At 71.2% G+C, this 23,903-nt stretch carries 15 protein-coding genes and 1 tRNA gene; 7 read left to right on the top strand and 9 right to left on the bottom strand.

The genetic code is table 11. From position 1 onward, the window contains the following. Positions 1-20: 20 nt before the first annotated feature. Positions 21-3,440: an ATP-dependent helicase gene (locus FK267_RS07000; RefSeq protein WP_141406759.1), complete on the bottom strand. Its 3,420-nt coding sequence runs from the start codon at positions 3,438-3,440 to the stop codon at positions 21-23. Then, positions 3,437-7,072 carry a UrvD/REP family ATP-dependent DNA helicase gene (locus tag FK267_RS06995; RefSeq protein WP_141406758.1) on the bottom strand — a complete coding sequence of 1,212 codons (3,636 nt, stop codon included), beginning with the start codon at positions 7,070-7,072 and terminating at the stop codon, positions 3,437-3,439. The genes FK267_RS07000 and FK267_RS06995 overlap by 4 nt, the downstream gene beginning before the upstream one ends. 244 nt (positions 7,073-7,316) lie before the next feature. Here FK267_RS06995 and FK267_RS06990 point away from each other — a divergent pair, with 244 nt between their 5' ends. Together FK267_RS06990 and FK267_RS06985 are read left to right on the top strand one after the other, a co-directional pair. After that, positions 7,317-7,532 carry a DUF3107 domain-containing protein gene (locus tag FK267_RS06990; protein ID WP_009407243.1) on the top strand — a complete coding sequence of 72 codons (216 nt, stop codon included), beginning with the start codon at positions 7,317-7,319 and terminating at the stop codon, positions 7,530-7,532. A 137-nt stretch (positions 7,533-7,669) separates the two neighbouring features. Continuing rightward, positions 7,670-8,425: an NAD-dependent protein deacylase gene (locus tag FK267_RS06985; protein ID WP_141406757.1), complete on the top strand. Its 756-nt coding sequence runs from the start codon at positions 7,670-7,672 to the stop codon at positions 8,423-8,425. Here the strand turns inward: FK267_RS06985 and ppk2 are convergent. The 3 genes from ppk2 to FK267_RS06970 all read right to left on the bottom strand — a co-directional run bounded on the left by ppk2 (position 8,422) and on the right by FK267_RS06970 (position 12,791). After that, positions 8,422-9,261 carry a polyphosphate kinase 2 gene (ppk2, locus tag FK267_RS06980; RefSeq protein ID WP_141406756.1) on the bottom strand — a complete coding sequence of 280 codons (840 nt, stop codon included), beginning with the start codon at positions 9,259-9,261 and terminating at the stop codon, positions 8,422-8,424. The two genes, FK267_RS06985 and ppk2, sit on opposite strands and share 4 nt — an antisense overlap. Before the next feature lie 127 nt (positions 9,262-9,388). Beyond that, positions 9,389-9,465: transfer RNA gene (locus FK267_RS06975), tRNA-Met, on the bottom strand. 119 nt (positions 9,466-9,584) lie between these two features. Then, positions 9,585-12,791, bottom strand: coding sequence for a UPF0182 family membrane protein (locus tag FK267_RS06970; RefSeq protein ID WP_141406755.1), 3,207 nt, complete (start codon positions 12,789-12,791; stop codon positions 9,585-9,587). Between the two features lie 233 nt (positions 12,792-13,024). Here FK267_RS06970 and FK267_RS06965 point away from each other — a divergent pair, with 233 nt between their 5' ends. Continuing rightward, positions 13,025-13,606, top strand: a complete 582-nt coding sequence (locus FK267_RS06965) for a PPA1309 family protein (RefSeq protein ID WP_141406812.1) — start codon at positions 13,025-13,027, stop codon at positions 13,604-13,606. A gap of 60 nt (positions 13,607-13,666) precedes the next feature. Here FK267_RS06965 and FK267_RS06960 read toward each other — a convergent pair whose 3' ends face one another. Further along, the gene (locus FK267_RS06960) at positions 13,667-15,229 is read right to left on the bottom strand and encodes a zinc-dependent metalloprotease (RefSeq protein ID WP_141406754.1); all 1,563 of its coding nucleotides are present in this window, start codon (positions 15,227-15,229) and stop codon (positions 13,667-13,669) included. Positions 15,230-15,501: 272 nt separating this feature from the next. On the opposite strand from FK267_RS06960, the gene FK267_RS06955 reads away from it, so the two are divergent. Both FK267_RS06955 and FK267_RS06950 read left to right on the top strand, forming a co-directional pair. After that, complete coding sequence (locus FK267_RS06955; RefSeq protein WP_198498138.1) at positions 15,502-16,749, top strand: YlbL family protein; 1,248 nt, start codon at positions 15,502-15,504, stop codon at positions 16,747-16,749. Positions 16,750-16,917: 168 nt separating this feature from the next. Further along, a complete protein-coding gene (locus tag FK267_RS06950) occupies positions 16,918-17,898 on the top strand; it encodes a hypothetical protein (RefSeq protein WP_141406752.1) in 981 nt (326 codons plus the stop codon). Between the two features lie 30 nt (positions 17,899-17,928). Here FK267_RS06950 and FK267_RS06945 read toward each other — a convergent pair whose 3' ends face one another. Beyond that, complete coding sequence (locus FK267_RS06945; protein ID WP_141406751.1) at positions 17,929-20,016, bottom strand: ATP-dependent helicase; 2,088 nt, start codon at positions 20,014-20,016, stop codon at positions 17,929-17,931. 63 nt (positions 20,017-20,079) lie between these two features. Continuing rightward, positions 20,080-21,192, bottom strand: a complete 1,113-nt coding sequence (nudC, locus tag FK267_RS06940; RefSeq protein WP_141406750.1) for an NAD(+) diphosphatase — start codon at positions 21,190-21,192, stop codon at positions 20,080-20,082. Between the two features lie 191 nt (positions 21,193-21,383). On the opposite strand from nudC, the gene FK267_RS06935 reads away from it, so the two are divergent. Together FK267_RS06935 and FK267_RS06930 are read left to right on the top strand one after the other, a co-directional pair. Next, a complete protein-coding gene (locus tag FK267_RS06935) occupies positions 21,384-22,616 on the top strand; it encodes a cysteine desulfurase family protein (protein WP_141406749.1) in 1,233 nt (410 codons plus the stop codon). 35 nt (positions 22,617-22,651) lie between these two features. Next, positions 22,652-23,017 (top strand): DUF5655 domain-containing protein, encoded by a 366-nt coding sequence (locus tag FK267_RS06930; RefSeq protein ID WP_141406748.1) that lies wholly within the window; start codon positions 22,652-22,654, stop codon positions 23,015-23,017. A gap of 194 nt (positions 23,018-23,211) precedes the next feature. On the opposite strand, the gene FK267_RS06925 is transcribed toward FK267_RS06930, so the two are convergent. Beyond that, positions 23,212-23,508 carry a hypothetical protein gene (locus FK267_RS06925; RefSeq protein WP_141406747.1) on the bottom strand — a complete coding sequence of 99 codons (297 nt, stop codon included), beginning with the start codon at positions 23,506-23,508 and terminating at the stop codon, positions 23,212-23,214. Between the last annotated feature and the right edge of the window lie 395 nt (positions 23,509-23,903).

The raw sequence follows: 23,903 nt of genomic DNA, 5'->3' as shown, positions 1-23,903 counted from the left end.
CCCTTGTCTCACTGCGGCCCCTACCCCACCGTCAGGGCCGCCTGAATGTGCTCGATGCTGAGCAGGCCCTCGGCAGTGAGCTCATCGACGCGTCCTCCGGGGTAGTCGACGTAGACGTAGGCGGCCCGTACCGACCCGGTGGGCACGCCTTGGGAGGCAGCCCAGGCGTGGACATAGACGCTGAGCTGGTCCACTGGCACCTGTCGGCGCCCGGTCTTCCAGTCGACGATGAGCCACCCGGAACCGTCCAAGCGCTGGAAGACGGCGTCCATGCGGCAGCGCAGGGTGGTGGCGCCGATGGTGATCTCCCGGTCCGTCTCGGTCTCGGCCAGGACGTAGTCCTCCAGGAGCGGCAGGTTCTCGGCAGTGCCCAGCCAGCGCTCGATGCGGTCCCGGTCCTGGGGTCCGAGGCTGTCGGGCACGCCCGCCTGCCCCAGGCCGAACAGGGTGCCACGTGCGCTCAGGCGCTGGGCGACGGCCTCGTGGAAGACGGTTCCGAGCCGGCCGGCGGCGCGGGGCTCGGGTGGGAGCGGGCGACGCAGGTCGAGTGCGAACTGGTGGCGGTCGGCGCGCAGGTCGTCCAGGCGGGTGGCGGCCAGGTGCTCGGGCAGGCGGACGGCGGGGCCGCTGGACAGGGCCCGGGTGCGCTCGGCCAGGAGGAGTCCCGCCTCGAGTCGCCACCGCCGCACCATCTCGTCGTCGGGCTGAGCCTGAGCGGGCACCTCCTGGACGGGCTCGCTCCCACCCATAGCGGCGGTGACCTGGGCGGCGGCCGCGTACCGGGCCCGGCGCACATCGGCAAGCCGGTCGGTGACCGCTGTCGCCTCTCCCCCGGGCTCCGAGGCCTGGCTGTCCAGAGGCTGCGCTGCGTCGGAGTCGGGGGGCCAGGTGCCCACCTGGGTCAGGGAGGTCAGTGGGTTGGGGCGGGACTCATCGAAGTCGACCCAGCCCTCCGCGTAGGGAGACAGGAGGTCGCGCCGCTGGAGCTCGGTGAGGAAGCGTGAGGGACGGCGGGGCTTGGAGGCGGTCTTGGACAGGTGGGAGCCGGTCAGGAGGAGCTCGTGGCGGGCCCGGGTGAAGGCCACGTAGGCCAGGCGGCGTTCCTCGCGCAGGCTCTGGCGCCCGAGGGCCTCCTTGTAGGCACTCATCGTCTCGGTCAGGAGGGGCTTGTCGGTGACAGCCGGATCGAGGTCCCCCACGGTGAAGGGGGGCAGGTCGCCGGCGTCGGCCCGCAGCGGGAAGGGGAAGGTGGAGGTGGAGCCCATCCAGCCGGTCTCCGCGACGCGAAGATCGTCTTTGACGGCGCTGGTGTAGGAGGGGAAGACCTGCTCGTCCATGCCGGGGACGGCAACGACGTCCCACTCCAGCCCCTTGGCGGCATGGACGGTGAGGAGCTGGACCGCCCCGGGTGAGGGCTCGACCTCGGGGGCGCTCATGGCGTCCTCGTGCTCCTCGGCGGCGTCGAGCCATTCCAGGAAGCCGGTGAGGGTGGGGGCGTCGGTGTCGGCGGAGAAGGCCCGGGCCGTCTCGTGGAAGGAGTCGAGGGCGCGGTGCCCCATCGGGTGACCGACCCGGGCGGCGATCTCGATATCGAGGTCGAGGGCCTGCTCGGCCAGGGCCACGAGGTCGGGCAGGGGAAGCGAGACGGCCTCCCGGATGCGTCGGATCGCCCGAGCAGTGCGCAAGGCAACGGCCCGCCCGGCCTCGGTCAGGTCCCGGGCCCCGGCGGACTCCTCCTGCGCGCCGTCCTCATGCCATCGCAGCAGGGTGTCCAGGGCCTCGCTGAGCAGTGGGGAGTCGGTCTCGACCTGGTCGCCGTGAGGTCCTGGTGTCTCCTGTCCGCTTTCGGTCGAGGGGCGGGTGAGCTCGCGGGCCAGCGACGCCAGGGCCCGCAGGTCGCGGGCACCGATGCCGAAACTGGTCAGGAGCCTGACCACCCGGTCCCCGCGCTCCGGGTCCGAGGCCGCGGTCAGCAGGGCGCGGACGTCGGCGACCTCGGGGACGTAGAGCATCCCGCCCAGGCCGATGATCGTGTAGGGCAGGCCGGCCTCCTCCAGCTCAGCGGCGATGGGATCCATCTGCGCCCGGGTGCGGCACAGGACGGCCATCTCGGCACTGGGCGACCAGCGCTCGGCAAGGAAGGAGACCACCGTGCGGGCCTCCTCGGCGGGGTCCTGGAGGAAGGCCCCGTACACCGCGCCGGACTCCAGGCCGAAGGCCGCGGGGCGGGCCTGCAAGGGGGCGACGGTGAGGTGCTCGCCCACCGGGTCCCCATCCTCGACGACGCCGGAGCGCAGAGGCGCGGAGACGACGTTGGCGACCTCCAGGATGGTGGAGTCGTTGCGCCAGGAGGTCGACAGCTCCAGGACGGGGGTGGCCTCAGCCGGTGGGGTCCCGGAGTCCAGGAGGGCGGTGCCGGTGGGGTTGAAGCGCTGGTGGAAGGTGTCCAGGGCGGCGGCGCTGGCTCCTCGCCACCCGTAGATCGCCTGGTGGGGATCGCCGACGGCGGTCACCCCGGAGTCGGCGAAGAGGGCCGACAGGAGCCTGACCTGGGCCACCGAGGTGTCCTGGAACTCGTCGAGCAGGACCGCGGGGTACTGGGCCCGCACCTGGCCGGCGGCCTCGGGGACGGACTCGGCGATGGCGCAGGCCAGGGCGATCTGGTCACCGAAGTCGAGCAGGCCGTGGTGACGTTTGTGCGCATGCAGCTCGGCGACGACGTCGAGCAGGGCCTCCCACTCGGCCATGACGGCGGGGGCCTTGCCGACCAGGGTCTTGCAGCCCTTGATGGCGGCCAGGGCGGTGAACTGCTCGGACAGGTCGGCCAGGTCCTTGGCGGCCTCCTCGATGGTCAGCAGGTTCTGGCTCAGGGAGTCGGCCAGGACCAGGGTGGCACTCGCGTTGTGGCTGAGGCTCTCGTTGGGCAGCGGGAGTGTGCGGGCCTCGAGCAGGGAGGTGACGATCTGCCAGGAGCGGGCCTGGGTGATGAGGGTGGAGTCGGGGTCCACGCCGATGCGCAGTCCGTGGTCGCGCACCAGGGAGCCTGCGAAGGAGTTGTAGGTGGCGATCATCGGCTCGCCAAAGTCGGTGGCGTCAGAGGTGCCCTCCGCTCCGCTGTCGTGCTCCGGTGCGGCGACCGGGAGCAGACCGGCCGCACTGAGGCCGGCCAGGCGGGAGGCGACGCGCTGGTCGAGCTCGGCGGTGGCCTTGCGGGTGAAGGTCAGTCCGAGGATCTGGTCGGGGCGGACCTGCCCGGTGGCGACCAGATAGACGACTCGCTGGGCCATGGTGGCGGTCTTGCCCGAGCCGGCTCCGGCGACCACCAGCAGGGGGCTCAGCCGGTGGGCGATGACTCGCGCCTGTTCCTGGGTGGGGGTGTGGATGCTGAGCGCCTCCGCCAGGGCCTGGGGGGTGAGCCGGTCTGGGCCGGTGGGGGTCATGAGACGACTCTCCTTCCCTCGACCTGCACGGGGCAGGAGTCCTTGACCCGGCAGGTACGGCAGTGCTCACCGGTGCGGGCCTCGATCTGCGGGCCCACTCCGGCCATGGCCGCGGCGGCCACAAGATCCTCAGCCCAGTACTCCTCACTGCTGTCGGCAGCACCGTTCGCTTCCGCGTCGCCCGGTTCCTCAGCGGGCTCGCACGCGGGCTCCTCCGCAGGTTCCGGGGCGGCGGGGCTGGGGTCGAGGGCGGCGCCCGGCGGGGCCAGGACGTAGCCGTCCCCGGAGCGTTTGGAGGGCTCCTTGCCCAGGAGCACGAGGGCTCCGCCGACGACGTCGAGACCCTGCGAGCTCAGGGCCAGCCGGTAGGTGGCCAGCTGGGGGTGACGCTGGACGTCCTTGGGGACCCGCTGCCCGGTCTTAAGGTCGATGACGCGCACGGCGCCGTTCCGGTCGGGGCCGGCGGAGTCCTTCAGATCATCTCCCGACAGGCCGCCGAGGTGCTCGAGGCGGTCGATGCGCCCGGAGATCGTGATCGGGATGGCGTTGCCGCCTTTCGTCGGTATCCGCAGGCCGGCCCGCTGGCGGACCGCGGGGCTGAGGACACTCAGGGGGATGTCGACGTCGGCGCGTACCGGCTGCTCGACGTCGGCGCGCACGCCCAGGGCGTCGCAGTCAGCCAGGTAGGCGTCGAGGCGCTCGATCATGGCGCGGGCGCGGTCTGCGGCAAGGCCTCCCTGCCAGGTGGCGGGGTAGCCGAGGTCGGTCAGGCGCTCCTCGAAGGCCTCGCGCAGGGCCGGACCGCGCAGGTGCTCCTTCTCCGCCCGTTCGGCGACGGCGTGGACGAGGCCGCCCAGGGCCTGGGCGTCGCTGGCGGGGGCCGATCCGCCGCTGCGGGTCAGGAACCACTTGAGGGGGCAGGCGGCCAGGCCCTCCACGTCGGAGGGGCTGACCCGTATCCGCTCGCCGGCGGCGATGAGGGGGGCGGTGGAGGTGGGGCCGGTCGCGCCGATCCAGGTGGCGGGGTCGGCGCCGGGTACGCCTTGGCGGGCGAGGTCGGCCAACAGGTCGACGGCGGCCCGGCCGCGGCGGTGCTCGGCGTCGGTGGCCGTCTCGAGGTTGCCGCAGATGGCGGCGTGGCGCAGCTCCCCCACCAGGCCGCGTAGGGTGAGGTCGCCGGTGTCGGGGGTCAGGAGAGGGGCGCCGTCGGCGTCGGTCAAGGCGATCCCGGCGCTGTGGGCGATCTCGGTCAGGAAGGGTGAGGGGGCGTGCTCGGCGTCGGCGGTAGCGGTCAGCAGGAGGCGCCTGGAGGCGCGCGACACGGCCATGATGAGCATGCGGCGCTCGTCGGCGCGCACCTGCGCCCGGGCAGCGGCCACGGTGCCGCTGCCGCCGCTTCCCTCCCCCGGTGCAGCGGTGTCTGTGGTCAGGCGGCCGGTGACGGCATCGACGAGGAGGCCGGTGCGGGTCAGGGAGTCCCTCAGGCGCAGGTCCGGCCAGCGGTCACGCTCCAGTCCGACGACCACGACAAGTTCCCACTCCTGGCCCGCGCAACCGGCCGGGGTCATGACGGCCACGCCCTCCGGGCGCCGCCCCTGAGGAGCCACGGAGTCCGAGGGCAGGACCTCGGCATCGAGCTCGGCCAGGAAGCTGGAGGCGTCCTGGCCCGGGTGGCGCTCGGCCCAGACCTCGGCGCGTTTGAACAGGGTGGTGACGACGTCGAGGTCGTGCTCGGCGGCCTCGGACAGGAGCGTTCGCACCGAACTTGCCGAGGGCAGCAGGGCGGTGGCGCGCCAGGCCTCGGCCCGCTCGGAGGCGTTCCAGGCGGCCCACAGCAGGGCCTCGACATCGCGCGGGGCCTCGACCGGGGTCTGCCCGATGGCGGAGCGCAGGGCCTCAAGGATCCTGGCTGCGATGAGGAGCCGCTCCGCCTGGGCGCTCAGCGGCTGCCCGTCCAGGGACCGGGCGAAGCCGGAGGCCTGCTCAGGGTCGGCCAGCAGAGCCAGGAGGGCGGCGTCGCCGCCGGTTCGGGGCCCGGTCCCTGCAGCGGGAACGGGGGCGGGAGCGGTGGAGGTACTGGGCTCACTGGGCTCGGCCGCACTGGCGTGCGGGGTTGCGGCCGGCTGGGCCTGTCGCAGCCTGCGGCGCAGTCGGCGCAGGTCCATGGTGGTCAGCCCCACCAGGGGGCTGGTGAGGAGGTTGATGGCGGCGTCGCGCTGGGGCGGTTCACCGTGCCCGCCCAGCTGGTCGCGGATGGCGGCGCGCACGATGTCCAGGAGCGCGGCCGCGGCCGGTTCTGCGCGTAGCAGGACCGCGGGCGTGCGGGAGGCCAGGGGCACGCCTCGTCTGCGCAGGTCCCTGGCGAGGGTCTCGGCGTCGGCGGCGCTGCGAACGATGACCGCCATTTGTGACCAGGCGGTGCCGTGGTGGACGTGCTCGAGCCTGAGCGTCCGGGCGACGTGGGCGTGCTCCTGCCAGGCGGAGGAGGCCAGGATGACTTCGACGCCGGCCGCCGCCTGCGGGCGCTCAGCGTCACTCGCCCCGGAGGAAGGCCCTGCCGAGGACCGTGCTGAGGACTGGGGCGCCAGGGTCGTCTGCCGGTGGGCGGTCGTGCCGGTCACCGGGACCCGGGCACTCTGGTCGCGGATCACCGCCGCGATGGCCGGGTTGCCTCGGTAGCAGGTGGTCAGCCGCAGGCGGGTGGCTGCGAGCCCCGAGTGGTCCTCGGCGGCGATAAGCAGGCTGGGGGTGCCGCCACGGAAGGTCTCCACGGCGACGTCGGGGTCCCCCAGCACCACGATCTGCGCCCGGTGCCCGTCGGGGTCCGGGGTCGCCAGGGCCGTCAGGAGCCTGGCGGTGGCGGCCGTGCAGTCCTGGTAGTCGTCCACGAGGACGAGATCCGGGACGGGGCGGGCGGCGGCCACGGCGTCGGAGCCCCAGGAGCTCAGGGCCTCCACGGCTCGGTCCTGGAGGCGAGCCGTGTCCATCTTGCGGGTCTGGGCCCTGCGCTCGGCGCTGGCCCGCCCCTGAGCGTCCCAGGTGCGCAGGAGCTGGGACGCGGGTACCCAGATGGGGACATTGAGCCGGTGTCCCAGGTCGGCCAGGTCGTCGGCGCTGACGCCGAGCTCTCCGGCGCGGGCCAGGAGGTTGCGCAGCTCGGAGCGGAACGCCCGAGACCCGGTGGCCTCGGCGGGGAGCCCCGGCCAGGTGACGGTGCTGACCATGGAGGCCAGGGCGGAGTCCTCCTCCGCACCGGCCAGAAGTACCGGGGGCGGCAGCGGGGCGGGCCGCATGGTCAAGGAGGTGGTCAGGATCGTCAGGGCGAGGGCTGCGGGGGTACGCACTCGGACGACGCCGTCGCCATGGCCCTCACGCAGCAGGTGGGCGGCCCGGCCGCGCAGCCAGTCGGCCCGCGCCCGGGTAGGGGCCAGCAGGACGGCGTCGCGGCCGCCGGCGACGGCCTCGGCCAGCAGCCTCAGGGCCAGAGAGGTCTTACCGGTCCCAGGGGCCCCCAGGACGACGACGTTGGAGCCCTCAGCCACGCGGTCCAGGACCCGCTGCCCATCGGCGTCGGCGGCGGGCAGCTCGGCCGCCTCGGCGGGCGGGAGGAGACGGACGGGGTCCTGGGACATGGGACCATCTCACCACGGGCCCCCGACAGGATCGTGCACCGTTAACGGATCGTCATCGGTCACGAGCCCTCCACCCGGAAGCGCCGGCGGCGCATGTTCCGCGTGGCGCGAAACGGCGCGGCTCCTGGGGCGCGCGAAGGGCCGGCACGGCCGCAGCCCCCTAGGATCGAGCCAGGTTCACGCCCCTCTCCCCGATGGGCGCTGTGCCGCTCAATACGGCACACAGACGATGCGAAGGAGCCCCATGCAGGTCACGATCGGAATCAAGCACGCCAGCCGCGAGCTCTCCCTGGAGACCTCCGACTCTCAGGAGAAGGTGCTGGCCGCCGTGGCCGACGCCGAGACCAAGGCCGTCATCCTCAGCGACGACAAGGGCCGCAAGGTGTTCGTGCCGGCCGGCTCCCTGGCGTACATCGAGCTCGGTGAGGCCGAGCCCCGCCGGGTCGGCTTCGGTATCTGAGCCCTGAGCCTCTGACGTCGGCGCCGTCTCCCATACTGGGAGGCGGCGCCCTTCGTTGCGCGTCCAGGCACCAGAACCCGATGACCACTGCCGCCATGCGCCCGGCAGGGTCAGCGCCCGGCGTTAGGGTGGAGTGCATGGATCGCCAGGACAGCCAGTGGGGCCTGCTCGCCCAGTGGATCGAAGAGTCCAGCCGCATCGTCTTCTTCGGCGGCGCCGGGGTCTCGACCGAGTCGGGGATCCCCGACTTCCGGGGCGCCAAGGGCTTCTACCACCAGGACCGGGAGATTCCCCTGGAGCAGGTGCTGTCCATCGACTTCTTCACCGTGCACCCGCAGGCCTACTGGGAGTGGTTCACCCAGGAGAACGCCCGCGAGGGCGTGGCCCCCAATGCGGCGCACAGGTTCGTGGCCGACCTCGAGCGGGCCGGGAAACTGTCGGCCGTGGTCACGCAGAACATTGACGGCCTCCACCAGCGGGCCGGCTCCGAGCGGGTTCTCGAGCTGCACGGCAACTGGTCGCGCCTGACCTGCACCGGCTGCGGCGAGCACGTCACCCTGGACGACGTCGCCGGCGCCCGCTCCGGCGAGGTCCCCCGCTGCCCCGCGTGCGCCTCGGTGCTGCGCCCGGACATCGTGTTCTACGGGGAAATGCTGGATAGCGACGTCATGGAGGGGGCCGTGCGGGCCATCTCGGAGGCGGACCTGCTGATCGTGGCCGGCACGAGCCTGGTCGTCTACCCGGCGGCGGGCCTCATCGACTACTACGCCGGCGAGCGCCTGGTCCTCATGAACGCGACTCCCACGCCGTATGACTCCCGCGCCGACCTCATCATCCGTGAGCCGGTCGGTCAGGTCTTCCAGGAGCTGGAGCGTGGGAGCCGCCAGTCCTAACCGATCCCCTGGTCCTCGAGGTCCACGTAACGCTCGGGCGCCTCGGACTCGCTGAGGGTGGCGGCGTAGTCGGGCACCTCGCTCTGGAGGGACCGGTCCGTGCGGCGGTAGCCCGACGACGGGAACGAGGGCTTCTTGGGGAACTTCATCTTAGGACGTTCCACGTGCTCGTAGGGAATGGACTCCAGCAGGTGGTGGATCATGTTGAGACGGGCCTTGCGCTTGTCGGCGGACTCCACGACGTGCCAGCGGGCGGAGTCGATGTCCGTGTGGACGAACATCTCGTCCTTGGCACGCGAGTAGTCCTCCCAGCGAGGCAGGGCCTCCAGGTCGGTGGGTGAGAGCTTCCAGCGCCGCATGGGGTCAGTCATGCGCGACTTGAAGCGCTTGTACTGCTCCTTCTGAGGGACGGAGAACCAGTACTTGCGCAGCAGGATGCCGTCGTCGACGAGCATCCTCTCGAAGACCGGGCACTGCTGGAGGAAGCGCCGGTGCTCCTCCGGGGTGCAGTACCCCATGACGTGCTCGACGCCGCCGCGGTTGTACCAGGAACGGTCGAACAGGCAGATCTCGCCGGCAGCGGGCAGGTGCGCAATGTAGCGCTGGAAGTACCACTGGGTGCGCTCGCGCTCGGTGGGTACGGGAAGTGCGACCACGCGTGCGATACGCGGGTTGAGGTACTCGGTGATCCGTTTGATCGCCCCACCCTTGCCGGCCGCGTCACGGCCCTCGAAGATGACGACGACGCGGGCGCCGGTGGCCCTGACCCACTCCTGCATCTCGACCAACTCCGCCTGCAGCCTCAACAGCTCGGCCTCGTACAGGGAACGGTCCATGGTAGGGTGCTTCTTCGCCATACTTGAGTTTCTCACAGATCTCATCCAAGCGCGCAGACAACCCGACGATCTCCGTTCAGACAGAGCCGAGGAGCCCGGTCCTGGGAAGGACCGGGCTCCTCTGGAGTGGTAGCGGGGACAGGATTCGAACCTGCGACCTCCGGGTTATGAGCCCGGCGAGCTACCGAACTGCTCCACCCCGCGTCGGTGAGACCAACCTTAGGGGGCGTCCCACCCTTGAGGCAAATGACGAGGGCGTGCCCTTGCTCACCACCCGGTGAGGCGGGTCGCAGGGGCACGCCCTCAGTGGCGGCCGACCGGGCTCAGCCCAGCTTCTTCTGGGCCTCAACGGCCCGCTTGACGGCTTCGTTGAGGCGCTTCTGCGCATCGCCGTATGCCGACCAGTCGCCCTTGCTCCTGGCTGTGTCCGCGTCAGTCATCGCGGTCTGAGCGTCGGAGAGCGCCTGATTGAGCTCCGCCTTCGGATCCGAGGTTCCCGAGGCCGACGGGGTGGCGGAGGAACTGGAGGACGCGCTGGCCGAGGCCGAGGGGGACGCACTGGCTGAAGCCGTGGCCGCGGCGCTCGGGCTCGCCGATGCCTTGGCTCCGCCATCCGCCGTCGGGTCCTTGCCGTCGGTCGTCTCATTGGTGTCATTGGCCGCGGCGGCATCGCCGTCGATGGCCTCCTGACCCGTGGTCGCCCCGGAGTTACCGCCGAAGACCTGGTCGAGCGCCCCCGAGAGGGTGTCGGCGAATCCGACGTTGTCCCCGAAGGAGACCAGCACCTTGCGCAGCAGCGGGTACTGAGTTCCCGACGACGACTGCACGTAGACGGGCTGGACGTAGAGCAGACCGCCTCCCACGGGCAGCGTCAGCAGGTTGCCCTTGATGACCTGGGAGCCCTCCTGGGACAGGAGGTTGAGCTCCTTGGAGATCTCCGGGTTGGAGTCGAAGATGTTCTGCACCTGCCCCGGCCCGGCCACGTTCGAGGAACGCGGAAGCTCCAGGAGTCTCAACTTGCCGTAGCTCGGACTACGCTCCCCCTTCTTCCCGGTGCCGGGAGAGGTCTCGGAGTCCACGGCGAGGAAGCCGGTGAGCACGTTACGGTTGGTGTTTCCGCCGATGATGTAGGCGCTGGACAGGGAGAAGCTCGCCTGGTCCTGCCCCGGCATCTTGAGGGTCAGGTAGTAGGGGGCCTGCTGGTCCTGACCGGGTGTGGTCGGGTCATCCGGGATCTTCCAGAAGTCTCCACCGGAGTAGAACTCCGCGGCGTCGTTGACGTGATAGGTCGCCATCATGGTGCGCTGGACGTTGAACAGGTCCTCGGGGTAGCGCATGTGGGCGATGAGGTCGGCGCTCATCTGGCTCATGGGCGTGACCGTCCCGGGGAAGACCTTCTGCCAGGCCTTGAGGATCGGGTCCTTGTCATCCCACTGGTAGAGCTTGACCGACCCGTCGTAGGCGTCCACGACGGCCTTGACGGAGTTGCGCACGTAGTTGGACTCCTCCGGCGCCCGCAGAAGTCCGCCCTTGTTGTCGGCGGTCGCCGTCGCCTTGGCCAGGGACTCGTGCTGGGCGTAGGGGTAGTTGTTCGTCGTGGTGTAACCGTCGACGATCCACATCACCCGCTTGGGAGTGGCCGGGTTGTCATCGTGATCGACAACGGCCGGGTAGGGGCTGTTGTCCAGGGTCAGCCAGGGGGCCACCTTGGCGACGCGCTTGGCCGGGTCCCGGTCGTAGAGGATCTGGGAGCCCTCGCGCACCTCCTGGGAGAAGAGGATGTTGGCCTCCCGGAACTTGGCGGCGTAGAGCAGGCGGTTGAACGGGTTGGACACGCTCGGCCCGCCGTTGCCGGCGAAGGTGGTGTTGACCTGACCGGTCTTGGACTCGTCGTCGGGGTAGTCCAGCTCGCGCGGCGAGCCGTTGTCCTTGCCACCCACGATGGAGTAGGACGGCGAGGACTGACCGAAGTAGATCCGGGGCTCGTACTTACCCAGGTCGCCCTGGGAGGGGATGCCCCCCTCCCAGAACGAGGGGTAGCCGCGGGTGGCCACCGTGTTGCCGTAGGCGTTCACGACGCCGTAGCCGTGGGTGTAGACGGTGTGCTCGTTGACCCAGGTCTGCTGCTGCTCGCCCAGGCCGGACAGGTTGAGCTCACGTACCGCGATCACCGTGTCCCGACTGGTGGATTCCACCTTGTAGCGGTCCACGTTGAGCCGGTTCGCGAAGGAGTAGTACTGCTTGTTCTGCTGGACCTGCTGGAAGGTCGGGGAGATGAGCCCGGGGTCCAGGAGCCGGATCGATGTGGTGGACTCGGCGTCCTTCTCCAGCTGGCCGGCCGCCGTCTTCGTCGTGGCGTCGTAGTTGGTGGTCTCCACGTTCTCCAGGCCGTAGGCGGCCTTGGTGGCATTGATGTTGCGCTGGATGTACTCGGCCTCCTGGCGCTGGGCGTTGGGGTCGACGATGAACTTCTGGATGACCAGCGGGTAGGCGGTCCCCACCACCAGGGAGGAGACGATCATGACAACCACACCGATGATCGGCAGGCGCCAGGAGCTGGATCGCACCGAGGCGACGAAGAGGAAGGCCACGGCCAGTCCGATCGCCGCGAGAATCGCGTTGGCGGGGATGACCGCGTTGACGTCGGTGTAGTTGGCGCCGTCGAACTTGGAGTTGGAGGCGTACAGGGCGCTGTAGCGACCCAGCCAGTAGCCCACGGCCCGGATGACGGCGTACAGCGCCAAGAAGATCGCCAGGTGCATGCGTGCGGCCTTGGTGAAGTGGGGCTTACGCACCACGGAGATACCGCCGTACAGGTAGTGGACGACGATCGAGGCCACCCCGGCGAACAGGACGACGCCGGACAGGAAGGACACGAGCGTCAGCACTGCGGGCAGGATGAAGACGTAGAAGGAGATGTCGATCCCGAACTGGGGGTCCTTGACTCCGAAGGACTGGGAGTTGAAGGCCAGCAGAATCTCCCGCCAGCTGGGGGCCAGCTCCCAGGCCGAGCCGAACAGGGCCAGCACCGCGGGCACTGCCCAGGTCAGCCGACGTCGCACCGGCTCGATGACGGAGCGGTAGGCCTCGAGGTTGCGCGTGGCCTCGTCGTCGGGCATCCCGATCTCCCGGGCCCGGTAGGCCCTGGTCATCGAGACGAAGACGGCCCCGAACATGATGCCGAATCCCACCAGGAACAGGACGATGAGGGCGATCCACTGCGTCCACAGCACCCGGGCGTACCCGATCTGACTGAACCAGAGGACCTCGGTCCACACCTGCGACAGGATGCCGATGGCCACGGCGATGGCCGTGATGATCGAGATGGTCAGGGCCAGCGGGCCGGGACGGCCGCCGCCTTTACCGGTGCGCGGAGCGCGGGGAGGACGGGGCCCTCCCCCACCCATGCGTCCAAGGCCGAACAGTCCGGCTAAGTTGTCAGGCTTCCCCTGTCGGGACGAGCCGGTGGACTTGCTCGAGGACTCCTCGGGGGTTGAGTCCGGGGACTCGTCATCGGGCCTGGTGCTCACGATCCTGCTCCCTGTCTGACGTGCGTGGTGACGCCGCCTCGCACACGGTGAAACATGGCGTCATCGGCCGGAGGGGCCGCTCGGACCATCGTCCCACACACCTCTGACACGGCCATAACCTTCTCCAGGATGAGAAAACGCCTCGGGTGGCAGGGCGCGCCCCCTGACTGATGAAGCCTCGTCATTGGAGGAGGAGGCGCCACCAGTGAGACGATGGCGGCGTGACTGACACAATGCATGACGAGGCGACCACCGCGGGGGCGGGTCGAGCCGCAGCCTTATCGGCAGGGGCCCTGGCCCGCGCGGTGACGGAGACCGAGACTCACGTGGCGGCCCACGGCTGGGACCAGCCGGTGCGCGTCTTCGCGCTGGTGCGCACCGCCGAGGCTCTTGAGGCCGACCCGGACGTGGCCGACCTCCTGGATACCGCCACCGTGGAGGAGGCCCGCACGAACCCCGAGCTGCTCATGGTGGTGGAGCAGGACGGGCTGCCGCCCGCCGCGGACCTGGAGCACCTGTTGGCCCAGCTCGCCTGGCCCGACTCCGTCCACGGCGCCGCCATCAGCGTCGAGCGGCTGGTCCTGCCGCCTGCGGCCCAGGAGGAGGCCGAGGCCATCACCGATGCCGCCCAGCGTCTGGCCTTCCTCCAGGAGCGCCCGGACCGCGAGGACATCCGCATGGTGGTGGGGGTCCTGCGCGGCGGGCAGTCCTGGTGCGTACTGCGCTCACGCAGTCACGACGACGACGCCTCGCTCTATCAGGGCGAGCGCCTGGTCCCCGGCCTGGTCGAGGCCCTGGAGGCGACCTTCCTGTAGCCGGTCACCGTCGGGAGAGCACTCGGCGCTGGTCACCGGAGCTGCGTGGCCCCGTGCGCCTCAGTCCTTGTCCGTGCCGGTCAGGTCCTGCTCGTCGGGCTCTCCGGGCGAGTCCTCGCCCTCGGCGCCGGCCGAGGCGGGGTCGGCTGACTGGTCGGGTTCCTGGGCGGCGGCGTCGGCGGAGGCAGGGCTCCGGTCCCCGAGGCCCTCGGGGCTGTTCTCGTCGGCTTCCTTGGCGCCCTCGGCGTACCCGAGGGTCCCGTCCAGCAGGGAGGCCAGGTCGGCGTCGATCTCGGCGTCGATGTCCTGGGCCATGCGCCGCATGGTGAGGAAGTCCTTGGGGTTGGCGAGCTCGGAGGCCGTGGGCATGACGTCGGGGTGGTTCCAGAAGGCGTCGCGCTCGGCGTCACCGGCCTGGGCGCCCAGGTGGGCCCACAGCTCGGCGGCCTCCCGGGCCCGGCGGGGACGGAAGGTCAGCCCGATGAGGCGGGCGAAGACCTGCTCGGCGGCGCCGCCCTGGGCCCGGCGCCGGCGCATCATCTCGGCCAGTGCCATGAGGTGGGGCAGGTGCGGTGCGGCGGCGCGGGCGGTGACCACCTCGACCCAGCCCTCAACGAGTGCCAGGAGCGTCTCCAGGTCCTCCAGGGCCTCGCGCTGGGCCGCCGTCTCCTGGGGCGCGAACAGCCCGCTCTCAAGGGCCTCGCGCAGGGCGTCGGGGTCGTTGGGGTCGACCTGGGCCACGGCGGACTCCAGGGTCTCGGTGTCGATGCGGATCTCGCGGGCGTAGGCGACCACTGCCTGGAGCACCTGCCCGCGCAGCCAGGGCACGTGGGCGTAGAGGCGGGCGGTGGCGGCCTCCCGCACGGCCAGGAACATGCGGGCCTCGTCCTCGTCGACCTCCAGCCCCTCGGCGAAGGCGACCACATTGGCGGGAACCAGTGCCGTACCGGGCTCACGGGTCAGGGGCAGGCCGGTGTCGGTGGCCCCCAGCGCCTCCTTGGCGAGCTCGCCGATGGCCTGGCCGATCTGGAGACCGAAGGCCGTGCCGGCCATGGTGCGCATGATGGATCCGAGCGCCCCCATCTGCTGGGCGGCCTGCCCCATCTCGGCCGGCATCTCCTGAATCTGCTTCTCCAGGGTGCGGGCCAGGGCGGTGGTGACGGCCTCGGCCACCGGGGCGCACACGTCCTTCCACACCGGCAGCGTGCGCTCGACCCAGCTGCTGCGGCTCCATGCCTCCCGCTGTCCGGGGGCCGGCATGAACTCGGTGGCCGTATCCAGCCACAGGTCGGCTACCTGAAGGGCCTGGCGCGTGGACTCGGCGACCGCGGCGGTCACCGTGGGGTCGCCGTCGCCGCGCGCCTGCTGGAGGGCCAGCTCCTGGCCCATCTGCCAGTTGACCGGCTCGGCGGTGGAGGCGGAGAACATCTGCTGGAACTGGGCGCGCATCGCCAGCAGCTGGGCGGGACTGAGCTGGGAGATGTCCCCCACCCCCGGCATCTGGGCGATGGAGCTGGGATCCACCCCGGATGAGCGCAGGGCGCTGACGGCGTCGGAGGCCATCTGCTCGCCGAACAGTGATGCGAGCATCTTCTCGAGCTCGTCGAAGGCGTCCTCGCTCACGGGGTTTCCTCTCGCCGGGTCGTCCTTGGGCATCGTCCGGGCCGTCTGGGGCGCCCGGACACTGTCGCTAACGGCCCTATGGTCGCACCCATTCCTGTGCCGGGGCTATGTCCCGTTCGCCGACGGCGTGCCCGCTCCGTCTCGGTCGGGCCCGTGTCCTCTCCGGGTCGGCAACGTGCCGGCACAGGGTCGGCACCGGGTCTGCGACGTGCCGGCAGTGTGTCGAGTTCGTGCCGGGTTCGTGTCGGTTTCTGCGCGTCTTCCTCAGGAAGATGTCGCATGATGAGCGCGTGACGCACCCAGACCAGCACGACGCCGTCGACGCCGCGGGCTCGCTCGCCCCTGACGACACCCGGCCGGCCCCGGAGCCTGAGGATGATCGGCTCGACCGGGCCGAGCACGCCGAGGCTCCGCAAGCGCAGCCCTCCCCACAGGACCGGCGCCGACGCAGGCTGCGGCGCACTGCGGCGGTCGGGGCGGTCCTGGTGGTGGTGGCCCTCATCGTCGCCGTCTTCACGGTGCCGATCAACGTGGTCATCGAGGCTCCCGGCCCGACCTGGAACGTGCTGGACAACGGCTCGTCGTCGAGCCAGGACGTCCTGAAGGTCTCGGGAACCGAGACCTACCCGACCCAGGGCGCCCTGCGGATGACGACGGTCTCGGTGTCGGGCTGCCCCGGCTACCCGGTGACCACCGCCGACCTCATCGCCGCCTGGTTCTCCGCGGACAAGCGGATCGTGGACCGTAACGAGGTGTGCCCGCAGGATCAGAGCGCCGAGCAGGTCGAGGAGACCGGCAAGGCTCAGATGACCGCCTCGCAGGACTCCGCCGTCATCGCCGCGCTCGTGGAGACCGGCAAGGCCGGAGCCATGCACCTGACCGTCACCGAGGTGGCCGAGCAGCAGACCTCGACCGAGGTCCAGGCCGGAGACGTCCTGGAGACCATCACTCCTGAGGGCGGCCAGGCCACGACCATCACCTCCTTCTCCCAGCTGAAAGAGCTCATGACCACCATTGCCGAGGGCACTCGGGTGACCCTCGGGGTGCGCCGCGGCGATCAGCAGGTGGCCGCCGCGCTCACCACGATCGCCCCGCAGGAGGGGACGACCGGTTCCCTGCTGGGGCTGAGCCTGAAGATCTCGGTGGACAGCAAGGTGGACGCCACCTTCGGCCTGTCCGACGTCGGCGGCCCCAGTGCCGGCATGATGTTCGCCCTGGGGGTCGTTGACGAGATCACCCCGGGGGCGCTGACCGGCGGTAAGGACATCTCCGGGACCGGGACGATCGACATCAACGGCCAGGTCGGCCCCATCGGCGGTATCCAGCAGAAGATGGCCGGTGCCCGCAAGGCGGGCTCCACGTACTTCCTGGCCCCGGCGAGCAACTGTGACGAGGTCAAGGGCCATGAGCCCAAGGGCATGCAGGTCTTCGCCGTCGGCACGCTGCACGAGGCCGTCACCGCCACCGAGGCGATCGCCTCGGGCGACACCTCCGGCCTGGCCACATGCTCGGCCAAGTGACCCCCGCTGACCCGGCGCTCGGCCGGGGACAGTTATCCACAGGCCGGTAACTGCCTCTGGTGGCTTGGACGCGCCCCGTGCCACTGTCGCACCGTGTCCTGACGCGCTTGCCAGGACGTCGATCTCCCGGCGCCCCTTCGGGTTCCGGGAGGACTGTGAGGAGGCACGATGCGTGTACGTGGTGGGTGCGCCATCCTGTGGCGCCAGCAGGGCGTCAGCCAGATCGGGACGAGTCCCGGGCGGCGCACCATTGTCAGTGACCTGAGCCTGGCCGAGCAGCGCCTGCTCGATGAGTTCGCGCGCAGCCTGGAGAGCACGGGCGTCTACCGGGCCGCCCGGCGCAGCCGGGTGCCGGTGGCGCGGGCGCGTGAGATCGTCGCGGACCTTGAGCGTCAGGGGGTGCTGGTGGCCTCGGCGACCAGCGAGCTCGGTGGGGCCGACGGCGTCTACTGGGACCGGCTCGGAGCTGACGCCAAGGGCCGTGGCGCGGTCCTGTCCCAGGCCGTCCTGGCTGTTCACGGCGTGAGTGCTCTGGCTCAGGAGGCGGCTCTGTGGCTGGCGGAGGCCGGGGTGGGCACGATCCTGTCCACCCGTTCCCCGCAGGACGGGGGCCTGGCTCCGCTGCTGTCGGCACGTTTCCCGGCCCTGCGGACGCGGGCGCCTTTGCGCACCCGCCCCGATGTCATGGTGACGGTGGACGCGCACGTGGTCGAGCCGCTGCTCGCGCGCCGGCTCGCTCAGGAGGACGTGGTGCACCTGCCGGTCGTCGTCGGCGAGGCGGGGGTGCGCATCGGCCCGGTACTCAACGGTCAGGGTCCGTGCTCGACCTGCCTGGACCTGTGGGAGAGGGACGCCGACCCGTGCTGGCCGGCGCTGGCCACGCAGATGCGCACCCTGCCCATGCCGGAGGTCGAGCACCTGGTCCTGCACGAGGCGGCGGCGTCGACGGCGCGGGCCGTCATCGACACGCTGGTGGCCCAGGCTTCCGGGGCCGACCGCGCCGGGGACGAGACTGAACCGGGCGGGGAGACGAGCGCAGGCTCGGCCGCGTGGTGGTCCACGCACTCGGTGGAGGTCACGGGCCAGGAGCCCCGGGGGCGGCACAGGGCCTGGGAGCGTCACCCCGAGTGCCTGTGCTCGCAGCTGTGACCGCCGTCGGGCAGGAGTGCCTCGGGCCGGTCAGTCCCCGGCCTCGAAATCGCGCAGAAGAGCCAGGACCGGCCCTCCGTATTCCTGAAGCTTGGTGGCGCCCACGCCGCGGATGAGGGAGAGCTGGGGCAGGCTGGTCGGTTTGACGACGGCGATGTCCCGCAAGGTGGCGTCGGCGAAGACCGTGTAGGCGGGCCTGGACCGCTCCTTGGCGATCTGGGAGCGCCAGGCCCGCAGCTCCTCGAACAGGGCGATGGTGCGGGGGTCGTTGTTGGCCTCGAAGTCGGCGGCGGACTGTCGGGAGCGTTCCTTGGCGCTTTGGCGGCCCTGGTGTCGGGAGGCGTCTCGGCTGCCGTGGCCGGTGGGCCACAGGCCGTCCAGGAAGCGGGAGGGTTTGCGGGAGGCCCGCCCTCCGGCGTTGCGGGCGCGGGCGTAGGAGATGATGAGGTGCTCGCGCGCGCGGGTGACGCCCACGTAGAGCAGGCGCCGCTCCTCCTCGATGGCGGCCTGCCCTTCGGCCAGGGAGATCGGCAGCAGGCCCTCGCAGACGCCGGCGAGGATGACGGCGTCCCACTCCAGGCCCTTGGCGGCGTGCAGGGAGGACAGGGTGACGCCCTCGACGGTGGGGGCATTCTGGGCGTCGGCGCGCTCACGCAGCTCGGTGTGGAAGGCGTCGAGGTCGGCGCCGCGGGTCTGGGCCATCTCGTCTGCCAGGGCCACCAGGGCGTTGAGGGCGTCCCAGCGCTCGCGCACGGCTCCGCGGGGGGCGGGCGGCTCCTCGCTCCAGCCCTCGCGGGACAGGACGGTGCGCGCGTCCTGGCCGAGGTCTCCGGTCAGGGTGGCCTTCTCGGTGCGGGCGGCCCCGAGGATGACGGCCATGGCGCGTTTGACCTCCTCACGCTCGAAGAAGCGCTCGCCGCCGCGCACGAGGTATCCGATCTGGGCTCCGGCCAGGGCCTGCTCGAAGACCTCGGACTGGGAGTTGGTGCGGTACAGGATCGCGATCTCGCTCAGGGGGACCCCGGCGGCCTGCAGGCGGCGCACCTGGGCGACGGCGCCCTCGGCCTCGGCGATGTCGTCGTCGTAGGTCTCGAAGCGCACGGCGGGGCCGCTGGGCCGCTGGGCGACCAGCTCGACGGCGCCTGCGGGCAGGTGCAGGCCGCCGCCCCCGCGCCGCGAGCGGGAGAGGACCCGGTTGGCCAGGGAGACGACCTGCGGAGTGGAACGGTAGTCGCGGCTCAGGCGCACGGTACGCGCGCCCTCGTAACGGGTGGTGAAACCGGTGAGGAACGCCGGCGTGGCGCCGGTGAAGGAGTAGATGGTCTGGGAGACGTCACCGACGACGCACAGCTGGCGGCGCCTGCCCAGCCACAGGTCCAGCAGGCGCTGCTGGAGCGGGGAGACGTCCTGGTACTCGTCGACGACGAAGTGCTTGTACTGGCCGCGCACCTGGGCGGCGACATCCTCGCGATCCAGGAGGATCCCGATGGTCAGCAGGAGCACGTCCTCGAAGTCGATGACGCCGCGCTCGGTCTTGGCCTCCTCGTAGAGGGACAGGACCTGGGCGACCGTGGCCGCCTCCTGCCCGGCCACGCCGGTGCGGCCGGCGGCGACGGCGGCCTGGGCGTAGTCCTCGGGCAGGGTCATGGTGACCTTGGCCCACTCGACCTCGGCGGCCAGGTCCCGCACGGTGGCCCGGTCAGTGGGCAGGCCCAGGCGGCGGGCGGCGGCGCCGACCAGGGGCGCCTTGTGGGCCTGGATGTCGGGGCGCCGTCCGCCGATGGCGGTGGGCCAGAAGTAGGTGAGCTGGCGCAGGGCGGCGGCGTGGAAGGTGCGGGCCTGGACGCCGGGGACGCCGAGGTCGGCCAGGCGCGAGCGCATCTCTCCGGCGGCGCGGGCGGTGAAGGTCACGGCCAGAACCTGGGTGGCCTGGTAGGCGCCGGTGGCCACGCCGTGGGCGATGCGGTAGGTGATGGCCCGGGTCTTGCCGGTGCCGGCGCCGGCCAGGACGCACAGGGGGCCTTCGAGGTGCTCGGCGACCTCGCGCTGGTCGGGGTCGAGGGCCTCCAGGAGCCTGGATGCGTCGAGGGGGGCGGGGTGGGGGGTGGTCGGGCTCATCGGGACCAGCCTGCCACGCGGCGGTGACAGGAATCGACGGTCCTTGGCCCGGGCGGGGTGGCGTCAGCTGACGATGGGGCCGCCGTACCAGTCCTCGATGAGGAGTCGGGCGATGGAGGTGGGGCCGGGCAGGAGGATGCTGCCGTCGTCGGCGGCCGCGGTGAGCTCGTCACGGGAGACGAGGCGGGCCTCGACGACCTCCTGGCCGTCGGGGCGGGGCCGGTCCTCACCGGGGGCCAGGCGGGCGCGGCAGCCGAGCATGAGGGAGCGCGGGAAGGGCCAGGGCTGGGAGGCGACGTACTCGACGTCGGCCACGCGCAGCCCGGTCTCCTCCCACACCTCCCGGGCCACGGCCGCCTCAACGGACTCGCCGGCCTCGACGAAGCCGGCCACGACCGAGTAGCGCCGGGGAGCCCAGGTGGCGCCGCGCACGAGGAGAAGGCGGTCGGAGGTGTCGGTGACCGCCATGATGACGGCCGGGTCGGTGCGCGGGAAGTGGACGGTGGCGCAGTCGGAGCAGCGGCGGGCCCAGCCGGCCTCGATGATCTCGGTGCGTCCGCCGCAGGCCGGGCAGTAGGCGGAGCGGGCGTGCCAGGCGGCCAGGGCGGTTGCCGTGGTGGCCAGGCCGGCGTCGCGGGCCGTCATCTGGGCGCCCATGGCTCGCAGGGCGGAGAGCGGGTAGCGCTCCAGCAGGCGGCGCAGGTCGGGGTGGTCGACGGCGGTGCCCTCGGCGTCGGAGCCGGTGGCGGGCGGCTCGGGGGCGTCGGGGACCTCGAGGGCCTGGGGCACAACGACGGCGATCCAGGCGGGGCCGGAGGCTGCGGCGTCGGCAAGCTCGCGGCCCATGTAGAGGACGGTCAGGTCGGAGCAGCGAGTGGGGGCGGAGGCTCCGAGGTAGCCGACGCGCAGGTCGGGCAGGCCCCAGCCGCTGCGGACGCCGGGTCCCTCCCAGGCGGTGGCGCCGGGGCTGCCGATGAGGCTGGGCGGGGTGAGGCCGTCGTCGGGCAGGTCGGGGTGGATGGCGGGGCCGGTCAGGGCGACGCGGCCGCGGGCGTCGACCAGCAGCAGGCGAGTCTCGGGGTCGGCGGCGAGGCGCTCCAGCAGCCTGGGCTCGCTGCGTCGCTCGGCGTCGCGGTCGGTGGCGGAGCGGGACAGGGCGAGCTGGTCGGTGCGCATGGGATCACTCTCCCACCCCCTGCTTCGAGGCGCACATGGGCACGCCCATACCGATAGGAGATGAATATGGACCCCGGCGGCTGCCGGGGCGAGGGGCGAGGCGTTCTGCGAGAAGGCGGGCGGTGTGCGGGCGGCGCGGAGGCCGCGTGCGGACCATGCTGGTCGCCGGTGCCGCCGTTTAGGCTGGGGGTGTGCGCACCTATCTCGATCATGCCGCCACATCCCCGGTCCGCCCCGAGGTCGCCCGGCAGATTGCCGAGGACCTGGCCAGTGGACTCGGGGGCTGGGCGAATCCGAGTGCGCAGCACACTGCGGGCCGGCGGGTGGGGGCGCTGCTGGCGCAGGCGCGTGCCCGCCTGGCGAGTGCCCTGGGGGTGGATGCGCATGAGGTGCTGCTGACCTCCGGTGGGACGGAGGCCGACGCCCTCGTGGTCTCGGGGCGGGCGCGAGCGGTTCCGGGCGGGAGGCTGGTCGTCTCTCCGATTGAGCACCCGGCGGTTCTGGACTCGGCGCGCACCGCCGTGGACCAGCTGGGGGCGGGGCTGAGCCTGCTGGAGGTTGACAACGCCGGGCGGGTCGAGCTCGACTCGGTGGATCGAGCACTGGCGCCGGCGGGCAGTACCGGCCACTCCCCCGCGTCCCTGGTGTCGGTGATGACGGCGAACAATGAGACCGGCGTGGTGCAGGACATGGCGGCGCTGGTGGAGCGCGTACGGGAGGCCAGCGGCGCCGGGCGTCCCGGCGAGACCGGGTACGTACCCGTCCACTCCGACGTGGTTGCGGCGCTGGGGAAGGTTCCGGTGGACTTCCATGGCTGGGGTCTGGATGCGATGAGCCTGACGGGGCACAAGCTGGGGGCGCCGGTGGGTGTGGGGGCCCTGGTGGTTCGCCGCGACCTGGGGTTGACGCCGGCCACGGGTGGGGGCCGTCAGGAGCGGGGGCTCCGCTCGGGCACTCAGGACGTGGTGGCGGCCCGGGCACTGGCGCTGGCGGTGAAGCTGGCGGTCGCCGAGCGGGAGGAGCAGGAGGCCCGGCTGGCGGTGCTGCGGCGTCGGATCCTGGAGGGTGCCGGGGGGCTTGCGGGCGTTCACGCCACGTTGCCGGAGGGTGCCGATCATGTGGCCTCGACGGCGCACCTGTGGTTCGAGGAGGCCGACGCCGAGGCGCTGCTCATGGCCCTGGACCTGGCGGGGATTGATGCGTCGGCGGGGTCGGCCTGCCACGCCGGGGTCACCCAGCCCAGTCACGTGCTCCTGGCGATGGGCTTTGAGGAGGGGCCGGCCCGCTCCACGCTGCGCTGCTCACTGGGCCGGGAGACGATCCCCGAGGACGTCGAGCGCCTGCTCGCCGCCCTGCCCGCCGCCCTGGAGGGAGCCAGGCGCGCCTGGAAGGTGACGCACAAGGCGGCCGGGACACACTCGTAACAGCATCCAGTCCGACGACTCACGAGGAGCACCGCATGCCCACCACCTCGAACAAGATGATCGGCGACTTCAGCAGCAAGCCGGCATCGGCCGCCATGTACGCGGCGATCGAGTCCTACGCCCTCTCGCTCGGCTCCGTCACGAAGCACCTGACGGCCCAGGTGAGCTTCTCCGTCAACCGGAAGTTCCTGTGGGTCTGGACCTATGAGAGGACGGGCGACGGCACCCTGTTCCTCAACGAGAGGCTCGATCGTCCCATGGAGGATCCGCACTTCCACCGCGTCGACCAGGTCAGTGCCAACAGGTGGAACCACCACGTCGTCGTCAAGACGATGGAGGCCGCACAGAGCGACTGGCTCCGGGACCTCATTCGCGCCGGCCATGAGTTCGCCGCCCGTTGAGTGACCCTCAATGGCCACGCAACAGCGCCATGCTGCCGGCCATCCGCTCTTGAGCCCGAGTTCTTGGCCATCGGGGACGTACTTGGTGACCGAGGACTGCGATGTCCCCAAACGACTGGAGTCCGTCAGCAGTCGTGTGGGGGAAAAGTACGTCCTGGGCGGAGAACGCAGTTCTCGATCCAGCGCAGCCCCTCTCACACGCGGTCGACGAACTGAGCGGCGATCTCCCGAGGAACGGGGTCCCATTCTTGTACGTATCTGATGGCTCGCGCACTCCCGTCCCTTCTCCCGGAGTCACGCAGGCGCCGTACCTCGTCCCGGTCCAGCGGGCTCTCCGAGAGCATGCGATCGATCGACAGGCTGTAGGTCTGCCGGAAGAACATGCGTTCCTGCTCGCTCTTCGTCATCGGACGCTCTCGACCATCTGCTATCCGCCAGATCGCCAGCAGCATGGCGAAAATAACCAAGAAGGCCAACCACGCATCAGACATCGCGACTCCTTTCGTGAACGATGAGGCAAGAGCACCATGAGCACACTGACACGCACTGCCACGCCTTTGTCGAGTCGAGCCCGACGAAGAGCATGACGCCACTGGTCAGGCGCTGCTGGAACATGCCTGGGCACTACCGTCACATGCTCACCCGCCACGCTGAGAATGCGCTTGCACTCCCCCGACGGATAACGAAGAACTCTGCGCATCAACGCTGGTCGCGCAGGGTCAGGGTGAAGCTGCCGGCGCCGGTGACGCACTTGTCAGGTATGACATCTCCTCCCTCAGCGCCTTCTTTGCCGGGCGCCACGAGGTCCCCTGGGTTCTTCCGGTTGCCCCGTCGCGGTCGACCTGCGGTAGCCTGCCACGGCCCGTAGCAACGGCTACCCGTCTGC

The sequence above is a fragment of the Actinomyces oris genome, assembly GCF_006546825.1.
GTDB lineage: Bacteria > Actinomycetota > Actinomycetes > Actinomycetales > Actinomycetaceae > Actinomyces > Actinomyces oris.
This window is presented reverse-complemented; position numbering and strand designations above follow the sequence as displayed.